23 protein-coding genes are annotated in these 25490 nt (G+C 40.3%); 15 read left to right on the top strand and 8 right to left on the bottom strand.

Annotated elements, in window-relative coordinates; all coding sequences use genetic code 11:
• Window positions 1–84: 84 nt before the first annotated feature.
• Window positions 85–531, bottom strand: a complete 447-nt coding sequence (locus tag RMX98_RS10820) for a DUF4332 domain-containing protein (protein ID WP_322681571.1) — start codon at window positions 529–531, stop codon at window positions 85–87.
• 369 nt (window positions 532–900) lie between these two features.
• Here RMX98_RS10820 and RMX98_RS10815 point away from each other — a divergent pair, with 369 nt between their 5' ends.
• A complete protein-coding gene (locus tag RMX98_RS10815; RefSeq protein ID WP_322681572.1) occupies window positions 901–1164 on the top strand; it encodes a DUF29 domain-containing protein in 264 nt (87 codons plus the stop codon).
• A gap of 2 nt (window positions 1165–1166) precedes the next feature.
• Here RMX98_RS10815 and RMX98_RS10810 read toward each other — a convergent pair whose 3' ends face one another.
• Window positions 1167–1973: a PhzF family phenazine biosynthesis protein gene (locus tag RMX98_RS10810; RefSeq protein WP_322681573.1), complete on the bottom strand. Its 807-nt coding sequence runs from the start codon at window positions 1971–1973 to the stop codon at window positions 1167–1169.
• A gap of 319 nt (window positions 1974–2292) precedes the next feature.
• On the opposite strand from RMX98_RS10810, the gene RMX98_RS10805 reads away from it, so the two are divergent.
• From RMX98_RS10805 to RMX98_RS10790, 4 genes are all read left to right on the top strand, one after another.
• On the top strand, window positions 2293–2541 hold the full coding sequence (locus tag RMX98_RS10805; protein WP_322681574.1) for a hypothetical protein: 249 nt from the start codon (window positions 2293–2295) through the stop codon (window positions 2539–2541).
• A gap of 47 nt (window positions 2542–2588) precedes the next feature.
• Window positions 2589–3971, top strand: coding sequence for an aminopeptidase P family protein (locus RMX98_RS10800; RefSeq protein WP_322681575.1), 1383 nt, complete (start codon window positions 2589–2591; stop codon window positions 3969–3971).
• A gap of 432 nt (window positions 3972–4403) precedes the next feature.
• Complete coding sequence (locus tag RMX98_RS10795; RefSeq protein ID WP_322681576.1) at window positions 4404–4634, top strand: ISAs1 family transposase; 231 nt, start codon at window positions 4404–4406, stop codon at window positions 4632–4634.
• 920 nt (window positions 4635–5554) lie between these two features.
• The gene (locus RMX98_RS10790) at window positions 5555–5950 is read left to right on the top strand and encodes a hypothetical protein (RefSeq protein ID WP_322681577.1); all 396 of its coding nucleotides are present in this window, start codon (window positions 5555–5557) and stop codon (window positions 5948–5950) included.
• A 325-nt stretch (window positions 5951–6275) separates the two neighbouring features.
• Here the strand turns inward: RMX98_RS10790 and RMX98_RS10785 are convergent, their stop codons facing one another.
• Entirely contained in the window at window positions 6276–7157 is an 882-nt protein-coding gene (locus tag RMX98_RS10785; RefSeq protein WP_322681578.1) for a shikimate dehydrogenase, read from the bottom strand.
• A 157-nt stretch (window positions 7158–7314) separates the two neighbouring features.
• Here RMX98_RS10785 and RMX98_RS10780 point away from each other — a divergent pair, with 157 nt between their 5' ends.
• On the top strand, window positions 7315–8247 hold the full coding sequence (locus RMX98_RS10780; RefSeq protein WP_322681579.1) for an alpha/beta fold hydrolase: 933 nt from the start codon (window positions 7315–7317) through the stop codon (window positions 8245–8247).
• 62 nt (window positions 8248–8309) lie between these two features.
• Here RMX98_RS10780 and RMX98_RS10775 read toward each other — a convergent pair whose 3' ends face one another.
• Together RMX98_RS10775 and RMX98_RS10770 are read right to left on the bottom strand one after the other, a co-directional pair.
• Complete coding sequence (locus tag RMX98_RS10775) at window positions 8310–9029, bottom strand: hypothetical protein (RefSeq protein ID WP_322681580.1); 720 nt, start codon at window positions 9027–9029, stop codon at window positions 8310–8312.
• A gap of 843 nt (window positions 9030–9872) precedes the next feature.
• On the bottom strand, window positions 9873–10829 hold the full coding sequence (locus tag RMX98_RS10770; RefSeq protein ID WP_322681581.1) for an aldo/keto reductase: 957 nt from the start codon (window positions 10827–10829) through the stop codon (window positions 9873–9875).
• A gap of 85 nt (window positions 10830–10914) precedes the next feature.
• Between RMX98_RS10770 and RMX98_RS10765 the strand changes: the two genes are divergently transcribed.
• The 4 genes from RMX98_RS10765 to RMX98_RS10750 all read left to right on the top strand — a co-directional run bounded on the left by RMX98_RS10765 (window position 10915) and on the right by RMX98_RS10750 (window position 17583).
• A complete protein-coding gene (locus tag RMX98_RS10765) occupies window positions 10915–11508 on the top strand; it encodes a DUF1802 family protein (RefSeq protein WP_322681582.1) in 594 nt (197 codons plus the stop codon).
• A 449-nt stretch (window positions 11509–11957) separates the two neighbouring features.
• Window positions 11958–12743: an HAD family hydrolase gene (locus RMX98_RS10760; RefSeq protein WP_322681583.1), complete on the top strand. Its 786-nt coding sequence runs from the start codon at window positions 11958–11960 to the stop codon at window positions 12741–12743.
• Window positions 12744–13225: 482 nt separating this feature from the next.
• Entirely contained in the window at window positions 13226–14404 is a 1179-nt protein-coding gene (locus RMX98_RS10755; RefSeq protein ID WP_322681584.1) for a DNA double-strand break repair nuclease NurA, read from the top strand.
• Window positions 14405–14889: 485 nt separating this feature from the next.
• On the top strand, window positions 14890–17583 hold the full coding sequence (locus RMX98_RS10750; RefSeq protein ID WP_322681585.1) for a PAS domain S-box protein: 2694 nt from the start codon (window positions 14890–14892) through the stop codon (window positions 17581–17583).
• A gap of 248 nt (window positions 17584–17831) precedes the next feature.
• Here RMX98_RS10750 and RMX98_RS10745 read toward each other — a convergent pair whose 3' ends face one another.
• On the bottom strand, window positions 17832–20003 hold the full coding sequence (locus tag RMX98_RS10745; RefSeq protein ID WP_322681586.1) for a DEAD/DEAH box helicase: 2172 nt from the start codon (window positions 20001–20003) through the stop codon (window positions 17832–17834).
• A 263-nt stretch (window positions 20004–20266) separates the two neighbouring features.
• On the opposite strand from RMX98_RS10745, the gene RMX98_RS10740 reads away from it, so the two are divergent.
• On the top strand, window positions 20267–21259 hold the full coding sequence (locus RMX98_RS10740) for a hypothetical protein (protein ID WP_322681587.1): 993 nt from the start codon (window positions 20267–20269) through the stop codon (window positions 21257–21259).
• Between the two features lie 94 nt (window positions 21260–21353).
• Complete coding sequence (locus RMX98_RS10735) at window positions 21354–22031, top strand: class I SAM-dependent methyltransferase (RefSeq protein WP_322681588.1); 678 nt, start codon at window positions 21354–21356, stop codon at window positions 22029–22031.
• Here the strand turns inward: RMX98_RS10735 and RMX98_RS10730 are convergent.
• The gene (locus RMX98_RS10730) at window positions 22002–22187 is read right to left on the bottom strand and encodes a hypothetical protein (protein WP_322681589.1); all 186 of its coding nucleotides are present in this window, start codon (window positions 22185–22187) and stop codon (window positions 22002–22004) included. The genes RMX98_RS10735 and RMX98_RS10730 overlap by 30 nt on opposite strands.
• A gap of 39 nt (window positions 22188–22226) precedes the next feature.
• Here RMX98_RS10730 and RMX98_RS10725 point away from each other — a divergent pair, with 39 nt between their 5' ends.
• Window positions 22227–22583: a Spx/MgsR family RNA polymerase-binding regulatory protein gene (locus RMX98_RS10725; protein ID WP_322681590.1), complete on the top strand. Its 357-nt coding sequence runs from the start codon at window positions 22227–22229 to the stop codon at window positions 22581–22583.
• 163 nt (window positions 22584–22746) lie between these two features.
• On the opposite strand, the gene RMX98_RS10720 is transcribed toward RMX98_RS10725, so the two are convergent.
• Window positions 22747–23376 carry a lectin ESA-2 gene (locus RMX98_RS10720; RefSeq protein ID WP_409881387.1) on the bottom strand — a complete coding sequence of 210 codons (630 nt, stop codon included), beginning with the start codon at window positions 23374–23376 and terminating at the stop codon, window positions 22747–22749.
• An 834-nt stretch (window positions 23377–24210) separates the two neighbouring features.
• Between RMX98_RS10720 and RMX98_RS10715 the strand changes: the two genes are divergently transcribed.
• Both RMX98_RS10715 and RMX98_RS10710 read left to right on the top strand, forming a co-directional pair.
• Window positions 24211–24642: a DoxX family protein gene (locus tag RMX98_RS10715; protein ID WP_322681592.1), complete on the top strand. Its 432-nt coding sequence runs from the start codon at window positions 24211–24213 to the stop codon at window positions 24640–24642.
• Between the two features lie 29 nt (window positions 24643–24671).
• Window positions 24672–25238, top strand: a complete 567-nt coding sequence (locus RMX98_RS10710; RefSeq protein WP_322681593.1) for a DUF2808 domain-containing protein — start codon at window positions 24672–24674, stop codon at window positions 25236–25238.
• The last annotated feature ends 252 nt before the right edge of the window (window positions 25239–25490 follow it).

The following is a 25490-nucleotide window of genomic DNA, read 5'->3' as shown; positions in this document are numbered from 1 at the left end:
GGAATTTGTCATTTGTCATTGGTCATTAGTTATTTATTATTCTCCCCTGCTCCTCTGCTCCCCTGCCCCCCTCCCCCCTGCCCCCTACTTTCCATTCAGAACTATTTTCGCTTGCTGACTCCATTGTTGTACTAGCTCAATTGCTGGACACAAATCTCGGCGCTGCATTGTGGCTACTTGCAAGCGCATAATTTGTTGGTGCAATCTGTGAGTAGGAGTTTGAGCTAACTGCATTACAGAACCAATACCCGCATGAAGCAATAAACCACAATATTGTGTCCCGACACTGGGAATACGTGCCAAGTCAGCTAAAGCCATCCATTTATTTACATACTGAAGATGAATCTGTAGTTTATTTGCTAACGCTAGTCTTGACTCTAGAGTTTTCCCTTGTTTGACTAGCGCTACTGTGCTAGTAATCCCACAATTTTGGAGTTGAGATTGTTCTTCATGGCTCAGTCCAGGTAATTGCTCAATTGGCCAATCACGAGATTGGATAGGACTTATACTATCTTTGTGTTTAGCAGACATTTTTGAAATTAAAATATAGGCTTGTTTAAATATTGTGACAGTTGCTTCTTCGCAAAAGAACGCTCTTGCGGTTTAGTGTTTGTATTGATGTGCAATTTTAAGCCAACCTTCTGCAATGCGATTGTGCCGCGCTATTTTATGCAGGTAATGCCGATTGTATCGGGATAGCTCAAGATAAAGGCGTTACGGCTTGTATGGCTAAAAAGATGCGATCGCTTTCTATAGTTTTCTTGACGTTACAATGGGCGTACAGTATCTCCAATTTAGCTAATCTACGGTAGATTGCAGGAAGCTAATGACCAAAAAGAAAAAGAATACAGAGCAACTAACATTTATTTATGGGGATCAAAAATTTTTGAATTTTGAATTTTGAATTTTGAATTCGGAGCGAAGCGACGTGACTCTTGGCGAAATACGATTGATGAGCAGCGCTACAAAATTGCAGATTTACTGCAAGAGAGTCCCACCCTCAAATCTTATCCAGAAGAAGTTTTAGCCCAGTGCTATCATCGGGGATTGAAAGCTGCTAGTAATGAAACTGAACTACCAATAGATACGTTTCCAGTGGAATGTCCTTATTCCATTGTCCAAGTTCTTGATAGTGAATTTTTGCCAGATATTATTGATTTGTAACATTAGGTTGATGCGATAAATAACTCCCCTCGCAGCACAGTTACCGCTTGTCCGCCGAGAAAGACGCGATCGCCTCCGTCATAATACACTTTCACCACGCCACCGCGACTAGATGCTTGATAAGCCAAAAACTCATTTTTGTGCAAGCGATCGCGCCAGAAGGAAGCTAGGCAGCAATGAGCCGCCCCTGTAACTGGGTCTTCATTAATACCTAATCCTGGTGCAAAGAAGCGAGAAACGAAATCATATTGAGAATCAGAGTCAGTGAGGCTGGTGACAATGATCTCAGAAATCGGCAACGTTTTGAGTAGTTGAAAATTAGGCTGTATTTGACGCACCAATTCTTCAGATTCCAATTCCACTAGATAACCTAGTGAATTCTGCAAGACAGATTTGTAGGGTACACCCAAAGCTTGCTTGAGTTCTGGAGGTGCGACTGTTACTTGTGAGTGATTTACAGGGAAATTTAACTCAATCCAATCACCTTGCAACTTAGCAATCAGCACTCCACTTTTGGTATAAAAACGTGCAACTTCATCAGGTGACAAATGTCCCTCTGACCAAAGTACATGGGCACTAGCTAAAGTTGCATGACCACAAAGTGGCACTTCTACCGCAGGCGTAAACCAACGCAGATTGAAGCCATCATCCTGCTTAACTAAAAAAGCCGTCTCAGATAAATTCATCTCCTGGGCTACGTTCTGCATCCAGTCTTCATCTTGAGGAGCAGGCAAAACACAGACAGCAGCAGGATTACCTGCAAAAGGTTTATTGGTAAAAGCATCGACTTGAGTAATGATTTGTTTCATTAGAGTCGCCTTGAAAATTAGACAGCAATATATTTATAGGAATCCGGTTTGATTACTGAAATCACTTGGCTTAGTAGGGAATAGGCAATAGGCAATAGGCAAGGAGATTTTAGAAAATTAAGGTGTACCGAATTTTTTTCACGCAATCAAATATAAGTCTTATATCAGGAGTGCGTTAGAGATTGATGCTGACCGTTGCCATTACATATCGTGCGCCCTACCCTGTGTTAATCCAAATGAGAACCGCTATATACAGTACCTTATAAATTATGAATACAATCTCCCAAAACTAAGGTCAATGTTAAAGCAAAACGGAAACATGAGGATAAAAATCTTCAAAAGCATCTTTGCTACTGTCAACTTAGCGCTAATTTCTGGAGGATTAGTTAGCTGTGTTGTTGAAGCCCCCCAGCCAATTGCTCCAACTGAGCAACAAAAACCAGTCTTACAACCTAACCAAGAGCCTAAGCAGATAAGGCAGAACGATAAAGATGACGACGACAAACATCACGATCGCAAGGATGATAAAAAAGATGACGATAAGGATGATAAAGACGATAACGACTAAATAAAGGCATAACTATCATTTTTATCCTTTTCTTTGAGTTTCCATTTATGCTTATCCAACAAACTTCTACTTCCCTCGTTGATACCTTACGCCACCGACGGCAACAACTAGCCAAGCTCATTGATTTTCCCGCAATTCTGTGGTCAGGTAGCAATAATTCGCGCAACTTTCCCGCAAATTCCTTTCCGTTTCGTGCTAATAGTCATTTCCTTTATTTCGCCGGACTGCCATTACCAAAGGCGGCAATTCGTCTAGAAGCGGGCAAACTAGAATTATTCATTGATGATCCGTCACCCAGTAGCGCCCTTTGGTATGGAGAAATGCCAACGCGCGAGGAAATAGCCGAGAAGATTGGGGCGGATGTGGCAAGGCCAATGGCAGAATTAGAGTCTTGGCTAGAAGATGCCGCCACAGTTGCCGTCCAAGATGCAGCTACTTGGACGCAGCAATCGCAGCTATTAAATAGATGGGTTTTACCACAAAGTCCTCCCCAAGGAATTGACTTAGAATTAGCGAAGGCGATCGTTTCTCTCCGCCTCTCCCACGATGATGGTGCATTAAGCGAGTTGCGAAAAGCTGCGGCTGTGACTGTCAAAGCTCACAAAGCTGGGATGGCAGCAACACCCCAAGCCAAATTAGAAGCAGAAGTTCGGGCAGCGATGGAAGGGGTAATTATTGCCCACAATATGACTACCTCTTACAACAGTATTGTCACCGTTCACGGTGAAGTTTTGCATAACGAACAGTATCACCATAGTTTGCAACCAGGTGACTTACTGCTTGCCGATGTTGGCGCTGAAACTGAGATGGGTTGGGCAGGTGATGTGACTCGAACGTGGCCAGTTTCCGGCAAGTTTTCATCTACTCAAAGAGATATTTATAATGTGGTGTTGGCAGCCCATGATGCTTGCATTGCCAAAATCCAGCCTGGTGTAGAGTATGGAGATATTCACCTGCAAGCGGCTATAGCGATCGCTGAAGGTTTAGTAGATTTAGGCATTTTACAAGGCAATCCCCAAGATTTAGTAGAAATCGATGCCCACGCGCTGTTTTTTCCTCATGGTATCGGTCATCTACTGGGTTTAGATGTGCATGATATGGAAGATTTGGGCGATTTAGCGGGGTATGAAGAGGAACGGGCAAGGAGCGATCGCTTTGGCTTAAGCTATCTCCGTTTAAATCGTCCCTTGCGCCCAGGAATGTTAGTCACAATTGAGCCTGGTTTTTATCAAGTACCAGCAATTTTAAATGATGCCAATGTGCGTTCAAAATATCAGAATGTGGTGAATTGGCAGCGTTTATCTGAATTCGCAGATGTGCGTGGAATTCGCATTGAAGATGATGTTTTAGTTACTAAAGAAGGCAGCGAAGTTTTAACAGCTGCATTACCGAATGATGCCGATACTGTAGAAAATCTAGTTAATGGCTGAGTTTACGGTGACATACTCCTACACTGGTGCTGACGTATACAGTAGACCTCTTGGCATTTGTGCTTTTTGCAAGAGAGGGAAAAGGGGTTCATGTTAAAGGGGAAGGGGACAATACAGAACCTTTTCCCCTTTCCCCTTACCCTTTTCCCGACTTATGCAAGAAGTCTAGTGTAGGAGTATGTCATGAGAGAGACTTTGAATTTTCCCCCTTCCCGCATCGGGCTATCCATTACCCGAATCTTTTTTAACATCAGCCAAAACTTTATCGTCATATCCAAAGTGTTGCTGCGAAAACAAAGCCAAGAAGTCGTTATATTGCTAGTGAAAAAACAAGGAATAGACTGACAAAGCGAACTGTCGAAGTTTTTCATGATTTGAATGGAATAGACCCAAAATGGATTGGAATTCAGTCTTTAATTCGGGTTGAAAGAGTTGGGGTCAAGAGGGGGTAAACCATACCATGATATTGCTTGCTACATCAGTAGCCTCATTTGCACGGCTCAAGAATTTGCTCAGGGTATTCGCGGTCATTGGGGTATAGAAAATCGACTTCATTGGGTTAAAGATGTAGTTTTGAATGAAGATCGTTCTACTATACATCTGGGTAATGCCCCAGCTAATCTTTCTGTTTTACGAGCGATGCCTTCGGCAAAGCTTCGCTAACGCAATTAATATACTCCGCCTAAATGGTCATATTTCCATCACAACTGCCCAGAGATTTCTCTCTAATGATATTCACAAACTCTTTGCCCTTGTGGAATGAAACAGCCCTGCGATAAATTGGGGGTTGGGGGGATCAAAAGCTTATGGAGTAACTCTTAAAGACTTGTGTGTACACCGTAGCCCCGCAAGCGGGGAGGGGTTGGGGGTGGGGTTCTTTTCTTATGGTTAATTTGGCAGACATGATATGACTCAGGTTTTTATAACCCTGATTCGTTCGTTGTTGATTCTCAATAAAAACGCAGTTTTAGCGAGAAGATTAAAAGTGAATTTATCAAGTATGTCTAAATTTTCAGTGTTTAAGACGGTTATAGAACATGGGTTTCAAGATTGTAAAGAAAGATGTGGATAACGCATAGCCGCATTGGGAAGGGGGTTAGGGGGTTAGGTTTTTCCTGCGCTTTTCCACATAACCTAAAAAGTCAGCTCACAATTCACGGGAACGGTTTCACAACTTACGGGAACAGTTTCACAATTTACGGGAACAGTTCCACAACTTAAGGGAACGGTTCCACAACTTACGGGAACAGTTCCACAACTTAAGGGAGCGGTTCCACAACTTATGGGAACGGTTCCACAACTTACGGGAATGGTTTCACAACTTACGGGAATGGTTTCACACCTTACGGAAACGGTTCCACAATTTACGGGAATGGTTTCACAACTTACGGGAACAGTTTCTCTTAAAGTTTTGATAAAGTTTAGACATTTATCTCTATAAATACCAACATTTAGTAATTAAATTCCGAAAAATTACTGCTATAAGTTGAAAAAAATAATACAAAAATTGCGAGTTTTGCTGAACCGGAATGCAGTTTAATTAAGGCAAGCTAGCTCTAACAGCATTTTAAAGGAGTAATTTTATGTCTCGCAAAAAACGCACATCTCGTATTTTAGAAAAAGCTCAGTTAAGATCCGCCGGACTGAAATCGATTGTTCCAAATATCAAATTGGATGAAAATTATAGTCTGGAAAAACTGATTGAGTCAATCGACCAGTTACGTAAAAAAATTGATGTTTATAATACTGCTCTGTCTGTGGTTGACTCTTCTAAAACTGAAATTGAAGAGATGGAAAAAAACTTGAGTCAGCTTTCTGAAAAGATGTTGATGGTAGTTGCGATTAAATACGGTAAAGACAGCCGTGAGTATGAGATGGCAGGTGGTGTTCGTAGTAGCGATCGCATCCGTAAAATCAGGTCGAGCCGCTTGAAAAATGTTGCAGAACAAGCATCTGATAAAAATGCTAAAACTGCATAAAATGCAGGATAAGGGACTTCCAAATAAAAAAATATCCTATCGCTTTGAAGGCAGGGAGCAGGGGGCAGCACTTCGGCTACGCTCAGTGACCAGGGGGCAGGGAGCAGCACTTCGGCTACGCTCAGTGACCAGGGAGCAGGGGGCAGCACTTCGGCTACGCTCAGTGACCAAGGAGCAGGGAGCAGGGAGCAGGGAAGAAAGAAGAAGTTTTATGCTGTGCGTTCGCAAGAATAGAAATCCCCCTCTGCACCTCTGCACCCCTGCACCCCTTGCCCCTGGAGCATCCTTACTCTAAGGGGGGATTAAGCGGGGTAATCAAGTTTCATCACTCCCCTAAACCCAGGTGATTTTGTAAGGCTTGGCGCATCACTTCGACAGGCAAAGTTTCTTGCTGCAACCATATTTTTAATGCTGCTACCCCTTGTTGAACTAACATTTCTAATCCATCGATCGCAATTGCGCCTTGTTTTTGTGCCTGTTGAAGAAATCGTGTCGGTTTAGGAATATATATTAAATCGTAAGCGATCGCACCTGTTGGTAAATTCGCTATTTCTTCTGCACTTAAAGGCGATTCATCGACTTTGGGATACATCCCAATCGGAGTTGTGTTTACTAGCAGATTTGCTTGGGGAATGAGCTTTGGTAATTCTTCCCATTGATGAACCTGGAATTTTTCAGCTAGGGATGAATTGCTCCAACTATTGCGGAATTCTTCTAATCTTTGCATATTGCGCCCAACAACATGAATTTGGGCAAAACCTAGCTGAATACAACCTGCTACAACTGCTCTGGCTGCACCACCATTGCCTAAAATTACCGCTACTTTCTGACTCCAATCTTGTTTATATATTGTCTGTAAAGGAGCAATAAATCCTTCTATATCTGTATTTGTGCCTACCCATTGGTTATTTTGGCGGCTAACAGTATTTACTGCACCGATAGTTTGAGCTAGGGGCGTAATTTCTGAGAGTAGAGGGATGATTGTTTGTTTATGAGGTATCGTCACACTAAAGCCGACAACCCCAACAGCAGCTAAACCTGCGATCGCCACCTCTAAATTCTGTGGTTCAATCCCAAAAGGCAGATAAATGTAATCTAATTCTAATTGTGCGATCGCAGCATTATGCATCACTGGTGAGAGCGAATGTTCCACCGGATGCCCAATGACTCCTAGTAGTTTAGTTTTGCCTGTAATTTTTTTTGTCATTAGTCATTAGTCATTAGTCATTGGGAAAGAGGAGGCAGAAGGCAGGAGTTCTTTAATTTTGAATTTTGAATTTTGAATTTTGAATTGATTGCTCCCCTGCCCCAATCCCCTCACCTAGTTTACAATTATTAAAAGCTACTTAACATTTCTTTAAATCATGCAGGTAACTACAGCCTCCTCTACAACTCCAATTCCTGGCAAATATTGGCAGTGGCGCGGGCACAACGTTTACTATGTGCGTGCGGGAGAGAAACAAACCCAACGTCCGCCTTTGCTTTTGGTACATGGATTTGGTGCTTCTACAGACCACTGGCGCAAGAATATCACAGGATTGTGTCAAGATTTTGAAGTATTTGCGATCGACCTTTTGGGATTCGGGCGATCGGCAAAACCAAAATTGCAGTACAGTGGCGACTTGTGGCGCGACCAACTTAACGACTTTATCAATGAAGTAATTGGTCAAAAAGCAGTATTAGCGGGTAACTCCCTTGGTGGCTATGCTTGCTTGTGTGTTGCAGCACAACGTCCTGAGAATGTAGCTGGTTTAGTATTGCTCAATAGTGCCGGGCCTTTTAGCGAAAACCAAGCAACATCTGAACCTGAAGCTTTGCAAAGCGAAATTCAGCCACCCAAACAACCCTCTTCTTTAGAGAAATTACTGGGTGACTCAGTTAAGTGGATGTTTCAACAACCTTTAGCTCAGTTTCTATTATTTCAATACGTGCGACAACGTTGGGTAATTCGCCAAACTTTAGAAAAGGTATATCTTGATAAAAGTGCAATTACAGACCAATTAGTAGAAGAAATTTCTCGCCCTGCTTTTGATCCGGGTGCTTTGGATGTGTTTGTTTCAGTTTTTAGCACTCCTCAAGGGGAAAAAGTTGATGTGCTATTAAAGCAATTAACTTGTCCTTTATTGATGTTATGGGGAGAAGCTGATCCTTGGATGAATACTAGAGAACGTTCTCCGAAGTTTCGTCAATATTGTCCTAACTTGACAGAACATTTCTTAACAGCAGGTCATTGTCCTCACGATGAAGTGCCGGATAGAGTAAATCAACTTTTACGCGATTGGGTTTTGTCCAAGTAAGTGGGCATAAATAAATAAGCGTATATTTAGTAAGCAGTTTGGGCGGCTTACTAAATATACGCTTATTTAAAAATATATGATTTAATTTCTTGCTCAATTTGGTCACTAATAATCTCAGTTCCCATACCGATTTTATCGAGGTTAACCCTCACAAAATTTGTTTTGTCTTCTTCTGTAAACTTTTTGTCATTATCCGAGTCTTTGAGAATTTTTAGAAAAATTGCATTTTGACTGGGAACAACAACCCAACTGATAATTCGAGTATTATTTGGGGTAATTTGCTGGAGGTTCTTACCTGATAAATCAGAAAGATAGCCAATAGTAGCATCTTCGCTGTTGAGTTTTTTATCTGTATTTGTGTCTTGGTCAATGATTTTATACAACCAAACTCTTGTAGTTGGTTTGTCTGCCGCTTTTACCTCTAAGAAATCGAAGGAGGTGATAATGGCTTTTTTATTTAATAAAAGATGAGCTTCACCACCTTGCTTTTGATAAAAGATAATGTTATACAATGGGTTATTTCTTTGATTTTCATAAGAACGTGAGAGGTTTAAATCAATTCCTTTATCTGGATTCTGCTCTGGAAGAGTAACGGGAATCATCAGATAATCTGATTGTTCTTTAATGATTAAATCACCATAGATAAGATTTGGCTGTGGCTTAGGTTTATCAGTTGCTTTTGCCTGTTCTGGATTTCTGCTAACAGAAGACTTACAAGAAAAAGAAAGGGTCGCTATAATAATGGCTGTAGTAATTTTATTTAAAAAGCTATATTTTCTCATCAAATTCTCCAAGCAGGATATGTTGCTGTCTTATTTTATTACCTGCTGGAAAATAAGCCATAGTCTTAATTTGAGTTTATATTAGACCTCTTGCAAAAATAGTTTTACAAGAGGGGAGAAAGGGTAAAGGTTACTGGGTTTGGGTAATTCTATCGCCGCTTTCCCCTTTATCCCTTACCTCTTACCCCACTTCTGCAAGAAGTCTATTGTACAAAACAAGCCTATACAAGTAGGCTTGTTTTTTTGGCAAAATAACTGAAGTACCTTGAAGAAAAGCTTTAGGTTGATTGGGCAGATTAACAAAAGATAGTTAATCTTATCCTAGTCTCACAACTAGCTCCTCAAGCATTAATTTCGGCACTCGCTGCCGTACCGAAAAAATCATATCATCATAAAATACCAAAAACCTGGTCGAGGTTGACCAGGTTTTATCGAGTTTACAGGTTTCAAATTTTAAACTAATTAACTAACTGAAGGTTAATAACTAGGGTGGACTGAAAAACTAACAAACTCAGCATTCTTGCGTTTTTCCGCTTGAGGATTTGGCTTTGCCTTTTACATTAGGCTTTTTGCCACTTTTATAACATTTGATATGCTGAAATTTGCTTGGGCTGATGACAAGGGGACACTAAGTCATTGACCCTTTTTGTTTGGTTTGATGTTATTTGGTGTCCTACTATTTAAATTATCACTTAAATTGTGAGTTGCAGCCCTTGGTTTACTAAAGTTGACGTTTTGTTAGATTTTGCAATATCAAGCTATAAATTTGATCCCTAGCTCTCTTTTTAAGAAAGTTGAAGGGAGCTTGGAGGGATCGGGATGGCTAACCCAAGTACATTGTCATCAATTCCACATAATCTGATTGTCATCTAGATGGTCAGTAACAATACGTCCAATGGCATCAATTTCTGCCAATTCGGCTGTAGAAAGCTGGATTTGAGCGGCTAATGCGTTATCTAATGCTTGTTCGGGATAACGCCCTCCGGCGATCGCATTTGTTTGAGGTTGAGCAATTAACCAGGCTAAAGCTAATTGAGCAAGGGTACAATTATGAAGAAGGGCTATAGGACGCAGTTTTTCTAGCGCTTGTTGGGCACGTTCAAAGTTTTCGCCTTGAAACAGTTTATTTCTAGCACGGTTATCTGTTGGGTCAAATTTATGACCGAGAGCAAATCTTCCTGTTAACAACCCCTGCGCTAAAGGTGAATAAGCAAGGATAGAAATATTGTTTTTGATACAATAGGGCAATGCATCTTGTTCTACCTGTCTCCAGAATAAAGAATAGGGTGGTTGTAAACTATCAATACGTCCATAATTTGCTGCTTCTGCTAACTGGACGCTAGAAAAATTGGAAACACCGATCGCTCGAATTTTACCTTGCTCTTTGAGCGAGTTAAGAGCGCTCATAGTTTCTTCAATAGGTACAATTTCACTATTGAAAGCACCGGAGGGCCAATGTATTTGGTAAAGATCGATGTAATCAGTTTTCAGGTTAGTTAAGGAGCGATCGCAAGCTTCAATCACTTGTTCATACTTGAGATGGTTAGCAAAAACTTTCGTGGCATATTGCACGTGAGTTCGCACATCAGATAAAGCTTCAGCGACAATCCGCTCTGAGTGTCCTTCACCATATACTTCAGCAGTGTCAATTGTCGTAATCCCAGCTTCATAAGCGGCTCGGATGGTTTTAATCGAGTCAGCGTCCTCAATTCCTACCCACATTCTTTTACCAGCTTGCCAAGTTCCCATGAGGATGGGTGTGATTTGCACGTCAGAAGTACCTAGCAATCGCTTTTCCATAAATGTTTCCTAATTCATTTCCCTGGATAGTTTTACACTTTATCGGTCTTAGCTTCAAATTAAATTAGAGTTACAGTAGATAGTGATGGAATTGACTACAACTTTTCATGCCCTCAAAGAATGGGCCGTTGCCGTAAATGCCTTGGAAAACGGCAAAACAATTATGTTGCTCCGCAAAGGCGGTATCCATGAGCGCAATGGACATTTCCAAGTTGCCCACAAGCAAATTTTGCTTTACCCTACTTATGAACATCAGCAAGCTTTCATGCTGAAACCTGAGTATGCCAATAGTGTCTATCCAGTAACATCTGGTTGGCATCCTGAAACAGTTCGCATTGGCAGTTGGGCTGAAATTACGAATATTTTGCCAGTGAGTGACGAGTCTATTGTCAACACTTTACTTCCTTTTCATATTTGGAACGAGCATTTTATTAGCGATCGCCTCAAATGGAAAGCACGTCAGCCCCTTTATATTCTCCTCCTGCGGACATATAAACTATCCCAAGAGCAAGAAATTCCCTATTACGCTAAATACGGTGGCTGTAAGTCATGGATCGATTTAGATCAACCAATTAACTTGCAGGCAGCCAAACCAGTTTTATCTAACTTTGCATACAGCCAACTAGTAGAGACTATTCGCCAGATTGTCGGCGATAAGTTGTATGCTCCATCCTTGTAATAAGCCAAGTCTGCCCAGATCCCTGATTTCTTGAAGAATTCGGGGATCTAAATTTAGCTTAAGTAAATGCCATTCCACCCGATAGTTAATTTTATTTATAGTTTAGGTTTCAGGTGCTAGCCACTCATCTTCAATGGGGTTCATTTGAGGCGAGTATGGTGGCAGGGAAAAAATGTACAAACCTTTTATTTGTCCTCTCAGGGTCGAGTTATTCATGACCCAGCTAAACGCTCGATACCATTAATCACCGTAGTAGTCAAGCAAAACCAAATTCGTTTAGTTGATCGCAAACCTGCTGTTGATCCCCCTTAACCTAGCATTAACAAATCAAATTGAACAATGCCACTATACTTTTTAAGCAACTTATAAATTCTAAAAGACTAACAAAAATTACTGCATGATTTAAATTTGTCGGGTAAGCTGACAACAGCACTTTCATTCTCAAACCAATGACCGCAAGTAGTCCCAAAATTTTAGCCCTGGACTTTGATGGAGTGATTTGCGACGGACTAATTGAATATTTTGAGGTAGCATGGCGTACCTACTGTGAAATTTGGTCTCCTACTAATGACACACCACCAGACGATTTAGCTTTAAGATTCTATCGTCTACGCCCTGTTATTGAAACTGGTTGGGAAATGCCCGTTTTAATTAAAGCTTTGTTAGATGGAATTCCTGATGATAAGATTCTTCATGAATGGGCAAAGATCGCCCCACAACTTTTGTTAGATGACAAGCTAGAAGCAAGAGAAATTGCTGCGAAACTAGATCAACAGCGAGATAAATGGATTAGCACAGATTTAGATGGTTGGCTGAGTCTGCATAAATTTTATCCGGGTGTAGTAGAAAAAATAAAATTAACTGTTGACAGTGGAGTTAAGCTATTTATTGTGACAACTAAAGAAGGGCGTTTTGTGCAACAGTTGTTGCAACAAGAAGGGGTGAATTTACCACCGCAAGCAATTTTTGGCAAAGAAGTCAAGCGTCCCAAATATGAGATTTTGCGAGAATTAATCCAATCAGCAGGTGACAAGCCAGTTAGTCTTTGGTTTGTAGAAGATAGACTTAAGGCATTACAGTTAGTCCAACAGCAAGCAGACCTTGAGGATGTAAAACTTTTCCTTGCAGACTGGGGCTATAATACCCAAGCAGAACGGGAATTTGCCCAAAATGATCCGCGAATTCAGTTGTTATCACTTTCTCAGTTTGCTAAGGATTTCTCAGCTTGGCTTTAATCTATTAAACATCTAGTAAAAAAGAGACGTAGTAAGTGCTACGTCTTTACAAACATTCTCTAAGAGACTTCTTGGTATTGTAGGGAAAAGGGGAAGGGTTAAAGGGTAAAGGTATAGAATTTTCCCAAACCCAGTAACCTTTAACATCCACCCTAACATTTTGGCATTTGTTACTTTTGCAAGATATAGCCGTAGTCACATAAGTTAGGACATTTGGAAAGGGTGAATGCTAGAGCTAGCAATAGTTTTACCTCCTGCCCTCTGCCTCACTTCGACTACGCAAAAATCGAGCGACTTGCACTGAGTTTCGAATACGCGGTAATCGAGCGAAGTCGAGATTCAACTACCGCGCAGTCGTTGTGAGTCGAGATTCAGTGACCACCTGCCTCCTGCTATATCTATTAAATAAAACTATGTGTTTGGTAAATTTAGGTGAAATAATAACTCAATAACTATTCCTTCTTCACTTAGCACTTATTTTTATGCTTGACCTCACAAAACTAGCGCGACAAATGCAGGGTTTAAGTCAACATCTTACATTAGAAGCTGCTGCCAGTCGTCAGCGTTTAGAAATGGCACAACAACATCTAAAAAATGCTTACGAGTGTCAACAAGATTTAATCGATCGCCAGGAAAAATGGCGCGATCGCATTCTCTTTGCTAATGCTACCCCAATCGAGCCGTTAGAAACCTGCATCGATATTCCAGTTCCCCCAAAAATTCATACTGTCATCGCTACCGATGGTTCTCAAATTGCTCCCAACCATCACGAAATTGCTTATTGTTATCTCCTAAATATCGGCAGAGTTGTCTTGCACTACGGACAAAATCGCCATCCCCTACTCGATAGTTTGCCAGAAGTATTTTATCGCCCAGAAGATTTATATATGTCTCGGCAATGGGGAATTAGAACCGAGGAATGGATGAGTTTTCGCCGCACTGCTTCCGAAACAACGGTGTTAGCAGAACTTGCGTGTGATGCAGCACAAGGGGAAACGCCAGCGCTAGCGATGGTAGATGGTTCGCTAATTTACTGGTTTTTAGAACAGTTGCCGATGGATGCACGCGATCGCATTTTACCCCCCATCTTAGAAGCTTGGCGGCAAATGCGTGATGCTCGAATTCCTTTAATGGGGTATCTTAGCGCCTCTCGCAGCATCGAAACAATGAACTTTTTACGGTTATTAGCTTGTCCCCATCCAGCGCCAGACTGTAAAAGTCATTGCCCAAATCAGTTAGAAAAAGTAGCTTGTAAAATTTTTGAACAGTTACGAGATACTTCTGTTTGGGCAACCCGACTCAAACCAGGACAACGCAGTACCCTGTGGCGCAGCAATTCTCCTATTCTCGAACTTTACGGCGATCAAACAATTTACTTTTGCTACGTCCACGTTGGCACTGAAATCGCCCGGATCGAAGTTCCGGTATGGGTAGCCGAGAATACAACCATGTTAGATCAAGCACTGGGACTGATGTTAGCACAAGTGCAAAAAGGATATGGCTATCCTGTAGCGATCGCCGAAGCGCACAATCAAGCAGTGGTAAAAGGTGGCGATAAAGCGCGTTTCTTTGCTCTTCTCGAACAACAAATGATTAAAGCTGGTTTGAAAAACGTGGGAACTTCCTACAAAGAAGCCAGAAAGCGCGGGAGTATTGCTTAAAAATAATTTGTAATGACGCTCCTGCGGACGCTCGAATACTCACTACCGCAACGCTTTTGCTAACGCTTAACGTAATTCATAATTCGTAATTGAATTCTTAACTACGAATTACGCTTTGTGGTACTAATGCCTTAGCTACTTAAGGACAATTACAAGTAAAAATTCTGATTAATTCAGTTTACGTAACACTTCTTATTTTAAATTTTAAATCTAAATGTTTACTTTACAGCTTTTTAGGGAAACCTTTATTTAGTAGAGAATTAACTCGATAGCTAGCTAGTTTCCTCAGTAGAAACTACTAGATACTTATTGGCTCTACATCAAGTTAATTACGTTTTTATTGGTAAGCTCAACAGTCTTGCTTAGAACTGACATTAGGTAAGTCTCTAGGTTGATATATTACATGACAATGATCATTCAACTTCAATAAAAAATGTATTAACTTATTTAACCTTTTTCAAAAAAGATTCATACCTAAAAAGCTGATGAAACTAGTTCAATATGAGTTCAATAAATCTGAAGAAAAATATTCCCGCTTTTTCTCACTTTCTCTAGATTTATTGTGTATTGCTAACTTTGATGGTTATTTTAAGTATTTAAATCCGGTATGGACAAAAATACTAGGTTGGTCAATTCAGGAACTTATTGCTCAACCCTTTATCGAATTTGTTCACCCTGAAGACCGCGAATCTACTATTGCAGCAGCCCAAAATATTACACAATCTGTAGATGCAGTCAGCTTTGAAAATCGCTATCTTTGTCAGGATGGTTCTTACAAATGGCTGTCATGGAATGTAACTGCTTTCAGTGAAGAAAAATTGATGTATGCAGTAGCTCGTGACATTACTGCTAATAAACAGAATGAGATAGCGCTAAAAAATTCTATCCAAGAATTAGAAGCTTTTAAATTTGCCTTAAATGCTCATTCACTGGTAGCTATTACTGATAGGACTGGAAAAATAACTTATGTCAATGACTTATTTTGTGAAGTTTCTAAATATTCTTCAGAAGAACTTTTAGGGCAAGATCATCGGATTATCAATTCTGGACACCATACAAAAGAATTCTTTGCAAGTTTATGGAAAAGTATCGCCCAAGGAAAAATATGGAAAGGAGAAATTCAAAATAAAGCCAAGGATGGAACTTTTTATTGGGTTGATACTTTGATCGCCCCAATGTTGGGACAAGATGGAAAGCCCTATCAATATGTATCAATTCGTACAGATATTACACAGCGTAAGCTTTCAGAGTTAGCTTTATTGGAGCGATCGCGCTTGTCAGTTTTGAGTGCAGAAGTCAGTTTAGCTTTATCTCAAAGTGGCACACTTCCAGAAATTCTGCAAAATTGTACAAATACTATTTCCCAATACCTTGATATCGGCTTTGTTTGTATCTGGACATTTGAACGCCAGACAAACCAGCTACAATTGCAAGCTGGTGTTCATTGCACAGATGTTACTTGTAGTGCTTTGAGCGATACTCAAGATTTCCCAGAACATATCGCTTTAGTCAATAATACTATTAGCTTAATGATTCAAAACCATCAAGCTATTTTTAACAAAGAATTATCAATAAATCATTCCGAAAAGTTTATTGAATCGACATTTTCAATTTCTCGATTTTCTGTTTATCCCCTGATAGTAGAGCAGCAATTAATCGGCATAATTGCTTTATTCAGCAAGCAATTATTTACCGAACCAACTCATAACCTATTAAATTGGATTGCTAATAATATTGCTGTAGCTATTGACCGAATCTGGGCGCGAGAAGAACTCCTTAGCCGTCGGGAAGCGTTATTACTGCGTTTAGCTAGCCAAATCCGCAGTTCTCTTAACCTAGATATGATCTTAGAAACAGCTGTGAACGAAATTCGCAGCTTATTACAAATTGACCGTTGCTACTTTCTTTCTTACTTACCGCATCCATCCCAACCAAGCCTGACTATTACCTATGAAGCCCGAAACCCTAATTTGGCAAGTATGTTAGGCAGTATTCCACTGCAAAAAAGTAATTTTTTGACCCAAACTCTTCTCTCTCAAGAGCTAATCTGCATCGAAAATATTAATAGTAAATCACCACTTGATTATGAGATGCAAGAACTTTTAACTGAGTTTGGCATCACATCTCAACTAATGCTACCAATTAAAAGTAATTCTGGAGAGATTGGAGCGATTGTGTGCAGTCATTGCAGTGGCGATCGCATTTGGAATAACAGTGAAATTAGCCTACTACAAGCTGTTTGCGACCAATTAGCGATCGCCATCGATCATGCACAACTTTATACTCAAAGTCGCACTGCTACTTTAGAAGCTCAAACTCAAGCTGAAAAACTCACCGAAACCTTGCATAAATTGCAACAAACTCAATCTCAATTGATCCAAAATGAAAAAATGTCTAGCTTAGGACAATTAGTTGCCGGAGTTGCCCATGAAATCAACAATCCAGTTAATTTTATTCATGGTAACTTAACCTATGCTAACGAATACTTTCAAGAGATGTTGACTCTCTTGCACCTTTATCAGCAATACTATCCCCAACCGGAAGTAGAAATTGAAGATTTCACGAAAAAAATTGATTTGGAATTCCTTACTAGTGACCTTTCTCAACTACTATCCTCGATGAATATGGGTACTAATCGTATCCGTGAAATTGTATTGGGATTGCGAAATTTTTCTCGCCATGATGAAGCGGAGAAAAAATTAGTTAACATTCATGAAGGGATTGAAAATACGTTATTAATTTTGCATCATCGTTGGAAAAACAATGGTATTGGCTTAGATATATCTATAGTTAAAGAATATGGTAATTTGCCTCTAATTGATTGTTATGCTGGGCAACTTAATCAAGTATTTATGAATATTTTAACTAATGCGATCGATGCATTAGAAGATTCAATAGTCAAGAAAAAAACAACTCATAAACCGCAAATTATAATTCGTACTGAAATTTTAGAGAGTAAATTTGTTGTTATCCGAATTGCTGATAATGGATTAGGAATGGGAGAAGACATTCAAAAGCGGTTATTTGATCCATTTTTCACCACAAAAGAGGTAGGAAAGGGAACAGGTCTAGGACTATCAATTAGCTACCAAATTGTAGTAGAAAAACACGGGGGAATTTTGAATTGTCTATCAGAACCAGGAAAAGGTACAGAATTCTGGATTCAAATTCCCATTTAAAATACTCTACGTTTAAAAACACCACGATGTTACGCAAAGCTGTACTTTGACATTTCTTTTGCGCTAGGAATTGTAGTCATCGCTTTTATATCATCTTCGCTTGATTACTTATTAAACCCGAAGAACCCCACCCCGCCAAAGCTACGCTTCGTCTCCTCGCTTGCGGGGAGGGGATTAAGGGGTGGGGTGCAATGACTATGGAAATCATAAATAATTATGCGAACATGATATGACTGGTAATGTTTTCATTATCTCCACAATGCCACTTGCTGTTTGAGTTCGCTCATATCCAAATAATCGTTAGCAAAAGCTTTCCATAAAAGTGGATGAGGAATAAAACCATCGTACTTTTGAATTTCCGGTGCTTCTGAAGTACTGACTAAATCTTCTGAAGTAATTCTTTGCTCACACAATGAAGTAATTTCACGATAAAGATATTTAAATTTATCCTTGCCTAATTTAATTGTCAAATAATAGGGATTTACACCGCCAATACTTGTAATTTCCAATGATTCTCGACAGTAAGAGTTGAGTAATCTTTCTAAAGTGCGATAAGCTACCGTACCCATCCAAGGAAAAATGCAGCATTTACCTTTTTCCAATTGCAAAATATTCTGTTTATTTAATTCAACCTGCTGTGCTAATTGCCTAACTTGACTTAAACGTTGCAAAGCATTTGGTTGCAAGTAACTATACTCGAAATTCTCAAATAAAACTTGCTGCATTCTTTGCAAAACTTTGGTATGAATAGTACCACTACCACCACGCCAATAAATACTAGCTTTACCCTCAGCTTGTTTAACAAAAATAGCCTTTTTTTTAAAGTCAACTTCTACGACTTCCCAAGTTCTGCCAGCTAAAGCAAATTGATTGCCAACAGGAAGTGGCGTGACGATACTGCCAATTTCTGTTGCGCCTTGCTTAACAATATATTCTTTCTGTTCAGCAAATACAGCATAAAACTGAAATTTCCTCACCACCTTTTCTCCTGCCAAACCCAGGATTAATTTACCTTGTTCAGTATGCTGAATATGACCAATATCAATTAAATAGCGGAGCAATAATTGTAAATCTTCTTTGGAAATTGCAGCAAAGGGTGGTAGACTAAAAATTTGTTTAGCTAGGGCATTAGCTGACATTTCACCTGCTGCTGTTAAAATACTCATTGTTTGGTGATAAAGCAAACTCAAAGGATATTTAATTGGTCTGATTGGTTCAATCCATTGTTCCTGTAAATAAAGTTGAATTATCGCGATACACTGCAAAAGTTGCCAGGGTATTTGTTCTGGTAGAGAAGCTTCTGATAATGGTTTATCTTCAGCGCAGACAAATCGCATATCAGCAGCTTCACCTCTTCTACCACTGCGTCCCAAGCGCTGTAAAAAACTAGCTACAGATAAGGGTGATTCTAACTGAATTACTCGCTCTAGATAACCAATATCTATACCTAATTCTAGAGTCAAAGTAGCGGCGGTAACGGCTGGATTGTTGGGTTCACGCATAGCATTTTCAGCAGCTTGCCGCAAACTAGCAGATATACTCCCATGATGCACATGATATATATCTGGTAGTCCCTGTTTTGTGGCAATCTGTCGCAAAGATGCAATTACAGATTCGGTTCGTGTACGATTATTAGCAAATATCAAGCATTTGCGAGACTTGCTGAGGTTGAAAATATATTGTTCATCAGCTGTCGCTTCTGATTCATCTACATCATCAGTAATATAAAAATGTTCTACAGCTAGTTTTATTTGCCGTTTTATGCCGTCAATTTTGGGTGTAATTACTGGCTTATCTGTTCCCGATCGCAGCCAATTTTCCGCTATTGAGTAATCACCAAGAGTTGCCGACAAACCAATACGACGCGGTTGTTTTTGCGTCAACTTTGCTAAACGTTGCAATTGGCAAATAATTTGACTACCACGTTCTGAACCCATAAAGGCGTGAATTTCATCAATGATCACAAACCTTAAATCACCAAATAAGCGAAGTAAATCGTTATTTTTGTTAATTAACAAACTTTCTAGAGATTCTGGGGTAATTTGGAGAATGCCTTGAGGATTCTTTAAAAGTTTGTTTTTTCGAGTTTGCGAAACATCACCGTGCCAGTGCCAAACTGGAATATCTGCTTCTTTGAGTAAGTCGTTAAGACGCTCAAATTGATCGTTAATTAAAGCTTTGATTGGACTAATATATAATGCGCCAATTGTGGCAGCAGGGTTGGTATGTAATAGAGTTAAAACTGGTAAAAAAGCTGCTTCTGTTTTACCAGCAGCAGTTGCAGCAGTAACTAGTAAGTGAGCATCAGTGTCAAATATAACTTGACAAGCAGCAATTTGAACTGGACGTAATTCAGTCCACTGGTGATGATAAATATATTCTTGGATGAAGGGTGCAAGTCGGCTAAAGGCATCGCTCATATTTTTTATGGATAAAGCGTTAGTAACAGGTAATCAAGGGAATTATCAAGGATCATTGCTTTATCGTGTTGCAGTGCCTGTTTTCAGAATAGTTTTACGGTTTCTCATGCTGTGGCTGGACGGGAGAAATGGCTAAAAAGCATATAGAAGTTAGAAGGAAGAAGTACTTCAAGCTCAGTTCACAAATAGCTCAGTTGGATAATATACAATTGCTTTCTCTGTTTGACATTAGTGAGTCGAATAAGTCGAGTACAGGTTGGGGAATGAATCACACTATCATTTTTGGAGAAGTCAAGGTCTTTGTGAAACGTATTCCAGTTACAAACATCGAATTTGAAAACTTGTTTTCTACTAGAAACCTCTATAATCTGCCGACTTACTGTAATTACGGCTTTGGTTCCACTGGCTTTGGAGTCTTCCGCGAACTCGTGACCCATATTAAGACAACTAACTGGGTATTGTCGGGGGCAGTTGCCACTTTCCCACTAATGTACCATTATCGTATGATTCCGTTCTCTGGGCAGCGTACAGATGTCGATAGGTCGCGTCTAAAAGATTATGTGGAATACTGGGGCAATAGTGCCAACGCTGGGAATTATCTGTTAGATAGAGCGATCGCCAAGTATGAACTGGTTCTGTTTCTAGAGTATATACCGTATGTTCTGGAAACATGGCTACTCTTAAACCCTAACAAGCTTCAGAAGCCCCTGGATGACTTACGCACGACGATTAATTTTTTGAGAAAAAAGGGAATCATCCACTTCGATGCACATTTTCGCAACATTCTCACCGACGGTAAGCGGACATATTTGACCGATTTTGGTTTGGTGCTTGATAAGAGTTTTACCCTGACTAAAGATGAAGAGTTTTTCTTCAAGCAAAACATATTTTACGACTATGGAGAAATCCTGCGGAATCTCGGTCATCTGATTCGAGCGCCGTATGATTTATGTTCGGAGAATGATAAACGCAGGATAATGGAAAAATATGGTATAAAAGAAGGCTTAAAACCTTATGAATTGCGGGCTATATTACTCGACAACATCGAGCAGATACATGATGATGGGGTGATGAAGTTAGATAAGTTCTATGTTGCCAGCATCGTCAAGTACCGCAGTATCATTGCGCTGATGCAAGAATTCTTTTCTGATATGTGGGAAAATAATAAGAAGGACACGAAACTTCGTCACGCAGACCTACGGCTGCTACTCAAAGAGACGGGGTTTTTTTCTAGTGTTAAAACCCACGGTGGATAGTTGCGATCGCTAAATAATAAATATACGTATCTTGAGTATTTGCTCGTTATATTTTTAAAGTATAAAAATGTTCGTGCTATTTGAACAGCGTTGTATGGACGAGAATGAAAAACGAATCCTTGACTCATGGCGGATGAATGCTTTGTTATGGACACAAGCAATTCGTGAGCAGCAAATTGAAAGCCGTGCGATCGCCACAGATGCCGCTATAGTCAAAACAGTCAGCCAACTTAATCCAAGAACATTCTTAGATATTGGATGCGGTGAGGGATGGTTGTCTCGACAGCTTTTTTCTTTAGGAATTGATGGCTGGGGTGTTGATTTTTGTGCCGACCTCATTGAGGCAGCAAGGCATAGTGGTGATTCTCGCTTTGTTGTCTGTTCCTACTCGGATCTCGCATCACAAAGATTTAGTACTATTAACTCTTTCTCTTGTTTTATCTGTAACTTTTCAATTCTAGGCGAATCCGCTCTTGATGAGATCGCCAAGGCAGGTCATAGCTTGTTAGAAGACAAAGGCAAAATAATTATTCAAACACTTCATCCAATAATTGCTTGCGGTGACTCTACATATTCCAATGGGTGGCGCGAAACTTCATGGCAAGCAATTTCAGATCAAGCGTTTTACCCTACTCCTTGGTATTTCAGAACCCTCGAATCATGGATTAACGAGTTCCATGCTTGGAATTACCGATTGCTAAATTTATATGAACCGTGTCATCCCAAGACGAATAAACCAATTTCAATTATTTTTGTCTTTGAGCGTCAGTAAAAAATTAAGCAGATTTACTCTCCCACTATCTGCTTTGACTTCAGTCACCCAGCCGCGCTGTAGATAGTGGGGACTTAGTTGCTTTCGAGCGATCGCTACTCTTAAATTTCTGCCATAGAGATTTAACGACAAGAGCATTGATGGCAGAAGTTCCATCTACTATGTCATATATGGAGATTGTTGCTTAATTGTTTTATGTCTATTCAAGTCTACGGAATTCCCAATTGCAGCACTTGCAAAAAAGCTTTGACGTGGCTCCAACACAACAACATTGACCATGAATTTATCAACACCAAAGATACTCCGCCGACTCGTGAGATGATTCAAAATTGGGTAAAGTCTTTGGGTTTTGCTCCCATGCGAAATACCTCTGGTCAATCCTACCGCGCTTTAGGAGATCAAAAGAAGACTTGGGCTGATGAACAGTGGGTTGATGCATTCACTCACGATGCAATGCTGCTCAAACGTCCACTTTTTGTCAAAGATGGAACAGCTGTGCTGGTTGGCTTTAGAGATGAGGAAATAGTTCGAGAAAAATTAGATTTAGCTTAAAGATTTCTAAGCGTCGAGTTTCCCGATAGTTAAAATTAGGGGAAACTATATTATTATTGGCGAAGTTACATCATAGCCCCCTCCTACAAGACAACAGGGAGGGGGTTGGAGGTTGGCTTCAGTACCTACTTAACCGATAATTGGTGTAGGGCCGATCGCCTTTTTAGATTTGGTGCGATCGGAAGCCAATAGGCCCTTCACCAGAATATGTCGTGGTTCCAGTTAGGGTCTTTCCACCATCATTAGATGTGACATTGAGCGCTACTACATTCTGTCCCACACGAGCACCGATTAGCCAAGTACCACCAGGATTCCACGGCGCTGTATTACCACCCCACTGGTTTTCTACTGTGTAGTTGTTGCCGCCGACAATGTTACCTTTAAAACCGATGGGGCCTTCACCAGCATAAGTGATAGTTCCAGTCAGGGTTTTACCGCCGTCGCTGGATGTAATATCGATCGCAACAACATTTTGATTTCCGCGAGCGCCAAGTACCCAAGTCCCGCCAGTATTCCACGGAGCAGATGAGCCTCCCCACTGGTTTTCTACGTTGTAGGTGTCGCTTCCAGTTAAGGTAGCCTTAAAACCGATGGGGCCTTCACCAGCATAAGTCGTAGTTCCATTAAGTGTTTTGCCGTTGTCACTTGATGAAACTTTGAGTTCGACAATGCGCTGATCTGCTCTAGCTCCAATTACCCATACTCCACCAGGATTCCACGGAGCAGAGGCACCACCCCACTGATTTTGTACATTGTATAGATTATTAGCATTAGTAGTTGTTGTAGCTGTCATTGTTTTCCTCCAAAGTTTTGATTGTTTAGTCAAAGTGAATCTATAGCAATCCAATTTGATTTGGAAAAAATTACGCACAATTAACAATACCTTCGCCAAATTACGAGGCTTGACATTGAACAAACCTCAGATTTTAAATGCTTCTTTCTACCATGTAACAAAAAATTCCGTCAAGAAAATTCTGTTCTGTATGGTTTTACAGAAGTAGTTTTAACTGTCGTGTAAGTCTGAGTGCAGATTCTGGTTTCTGCGTGATATTCAAGCAAGCGCTTGTCTTAGGCTATTTTGGCAAAAGTGTTGTTAAGCAGCAAATATTACTGTTTTGTGCTGTCGTAGTTATACTAATACGACAGTAGTTAAAAATGCAAGCGTAGTTAAGAAAATTTTTGATAAAAATGTTGTTTTGCTTTACTAACCGAGCCGTAGCATAGTTAATAAATCCTTTAGTACAGTCCGGTGCATCAGTTTTATTTATAGTTGCAATCACTTTTTCAGGAGTAGCCCAGTTGTAAGTTCCGTTAGCGGATAGCTAGTGCTTCGCCACACAAACTTTGCGTGGTGGCAAGCAGAGGTGCAGAGGGGCAGAGGGGAAAGATCTTGTACGAATCTCTCCCCTGCTTCCCTGCTCCTCTGCCGACCTCCACCTAACATTTTTGGGTTGGCAGACTACTAGGTTTAGCCCGTGTTGAGTGCAATTATTGCTTTTTTACTCAGCATTGTTTTGGTAAGTACTTGGGAAAATTTTGTCGATTTTTACTCCTATTGACTCAATGCAGATTAACATCCATCAGTCAAACTGAAGTAATAGGGGAAGTATATAAAGAGGCAAAAACCATGAATAAGCATAAGGAAACATTACGTGTCATCCTTGCTATATCCATCATTGTGGTTGGAGTAACACACTTTCTTGTTCCACAAGAATATGTCAAAATTGTGCCGCCGCAACTACCTTACCCTTTAGGATTAGTTTATCTCAGTGGCTTTTATGAAATTTTGGGTGGTATCGGGTTATTAGTTCCGCCTGTAAGTCAAGCTGCTGCTTGGGGACTTCTTGCACTTTTTATTGCTGTTTACCCAGCGAATATTTACATGGCGGCTAATCTGATTAAGATTGAACATATACCAAACTCACCTTGGGTACACGTAGTTAGGCTTCCCTTGCAAGCCGTTTTAATTGCTTGGGCTTGGTGGTATACAAAATCTTCTATTGGGGAAAAACAAGCTTCGATCATTCCTCAGTCATTGATTCCCAAGGAACTAGAATGAGAATAAGTGCGTTTTTTTATATCTGAATTATGCGCCTTACAACTTTGTTTGGAATAACACTTTCGTTAGCAATAGGCATTGGAGAAGTGACGCTGCCAGTGGCTCAAGCTGTGCAGCTTAGAGATGGCTTAGTCTATTTCGTTCAACCGCCAACACTTGTTAACGCGACAACTACTTACAAAGAAGTGAATGTTTTGAGCGCAACTTACTACTTCACTATCAATGTACCGGAAAATGCTGGAGAAGCTCTCCAGAAAGTGACGATCGCCCAAAAAGAGGGGTCAGAATACATCCGCTACCGTCTTGATGATACCCGCGCATTTGTCGGCACACGCGATCGCAAAGAAGCGCAACTGCAACTAGGTTCAGTCATCAACGAGAGCAAGATACGCACTGTTTCTGTAATCTTTGATCCACCTGTAACTCCAGGACAGACAATTACCATCGCCCTCCGCCCTGTGAGTAATCCCAGCTTTTCTGGTGTTTACTTATTGGGTGTTACTGCATTCCCTGTGGGTGAAAAATCTCACGGTCAATTTCTTGGCTTTGGACGGTTTCAGTTTTACAGCAATTGGGGAAGTTGGTGGTTTCGATAGAGGGGATAGGGGATAGGAAATAGCGGATAGGCAATAGGCAATAGGAAATAGGGAACATTTTCTAAAAGTTGTGTTATAAAAACGGGCAAGAGTCTTAAACAATACGAAAGGGCTTACTATCAAGCTTTTTCGTTAAATACTTCTGAGGATTCAGGAAAAATTAGCTGTATTTTTCCTGAGTCGCTGACGTGTACTCTGATTTTTCGGTAAATGCGTAATTCTTACAGTAATGGAATCAAATGCTACTGTCCG

Source organism: Nostoc sp. DedQUE02 (assembly GCF_034531035.1).
Classification (GTDB): Bacteria; Cyanobacteriota; Cyanobacteriia; order Cyanobacteriales; family Nostocaceae; genus Nostoc.
This window is presented reverse-complemented; position numbering and strand designations above follow the sequence as displayed.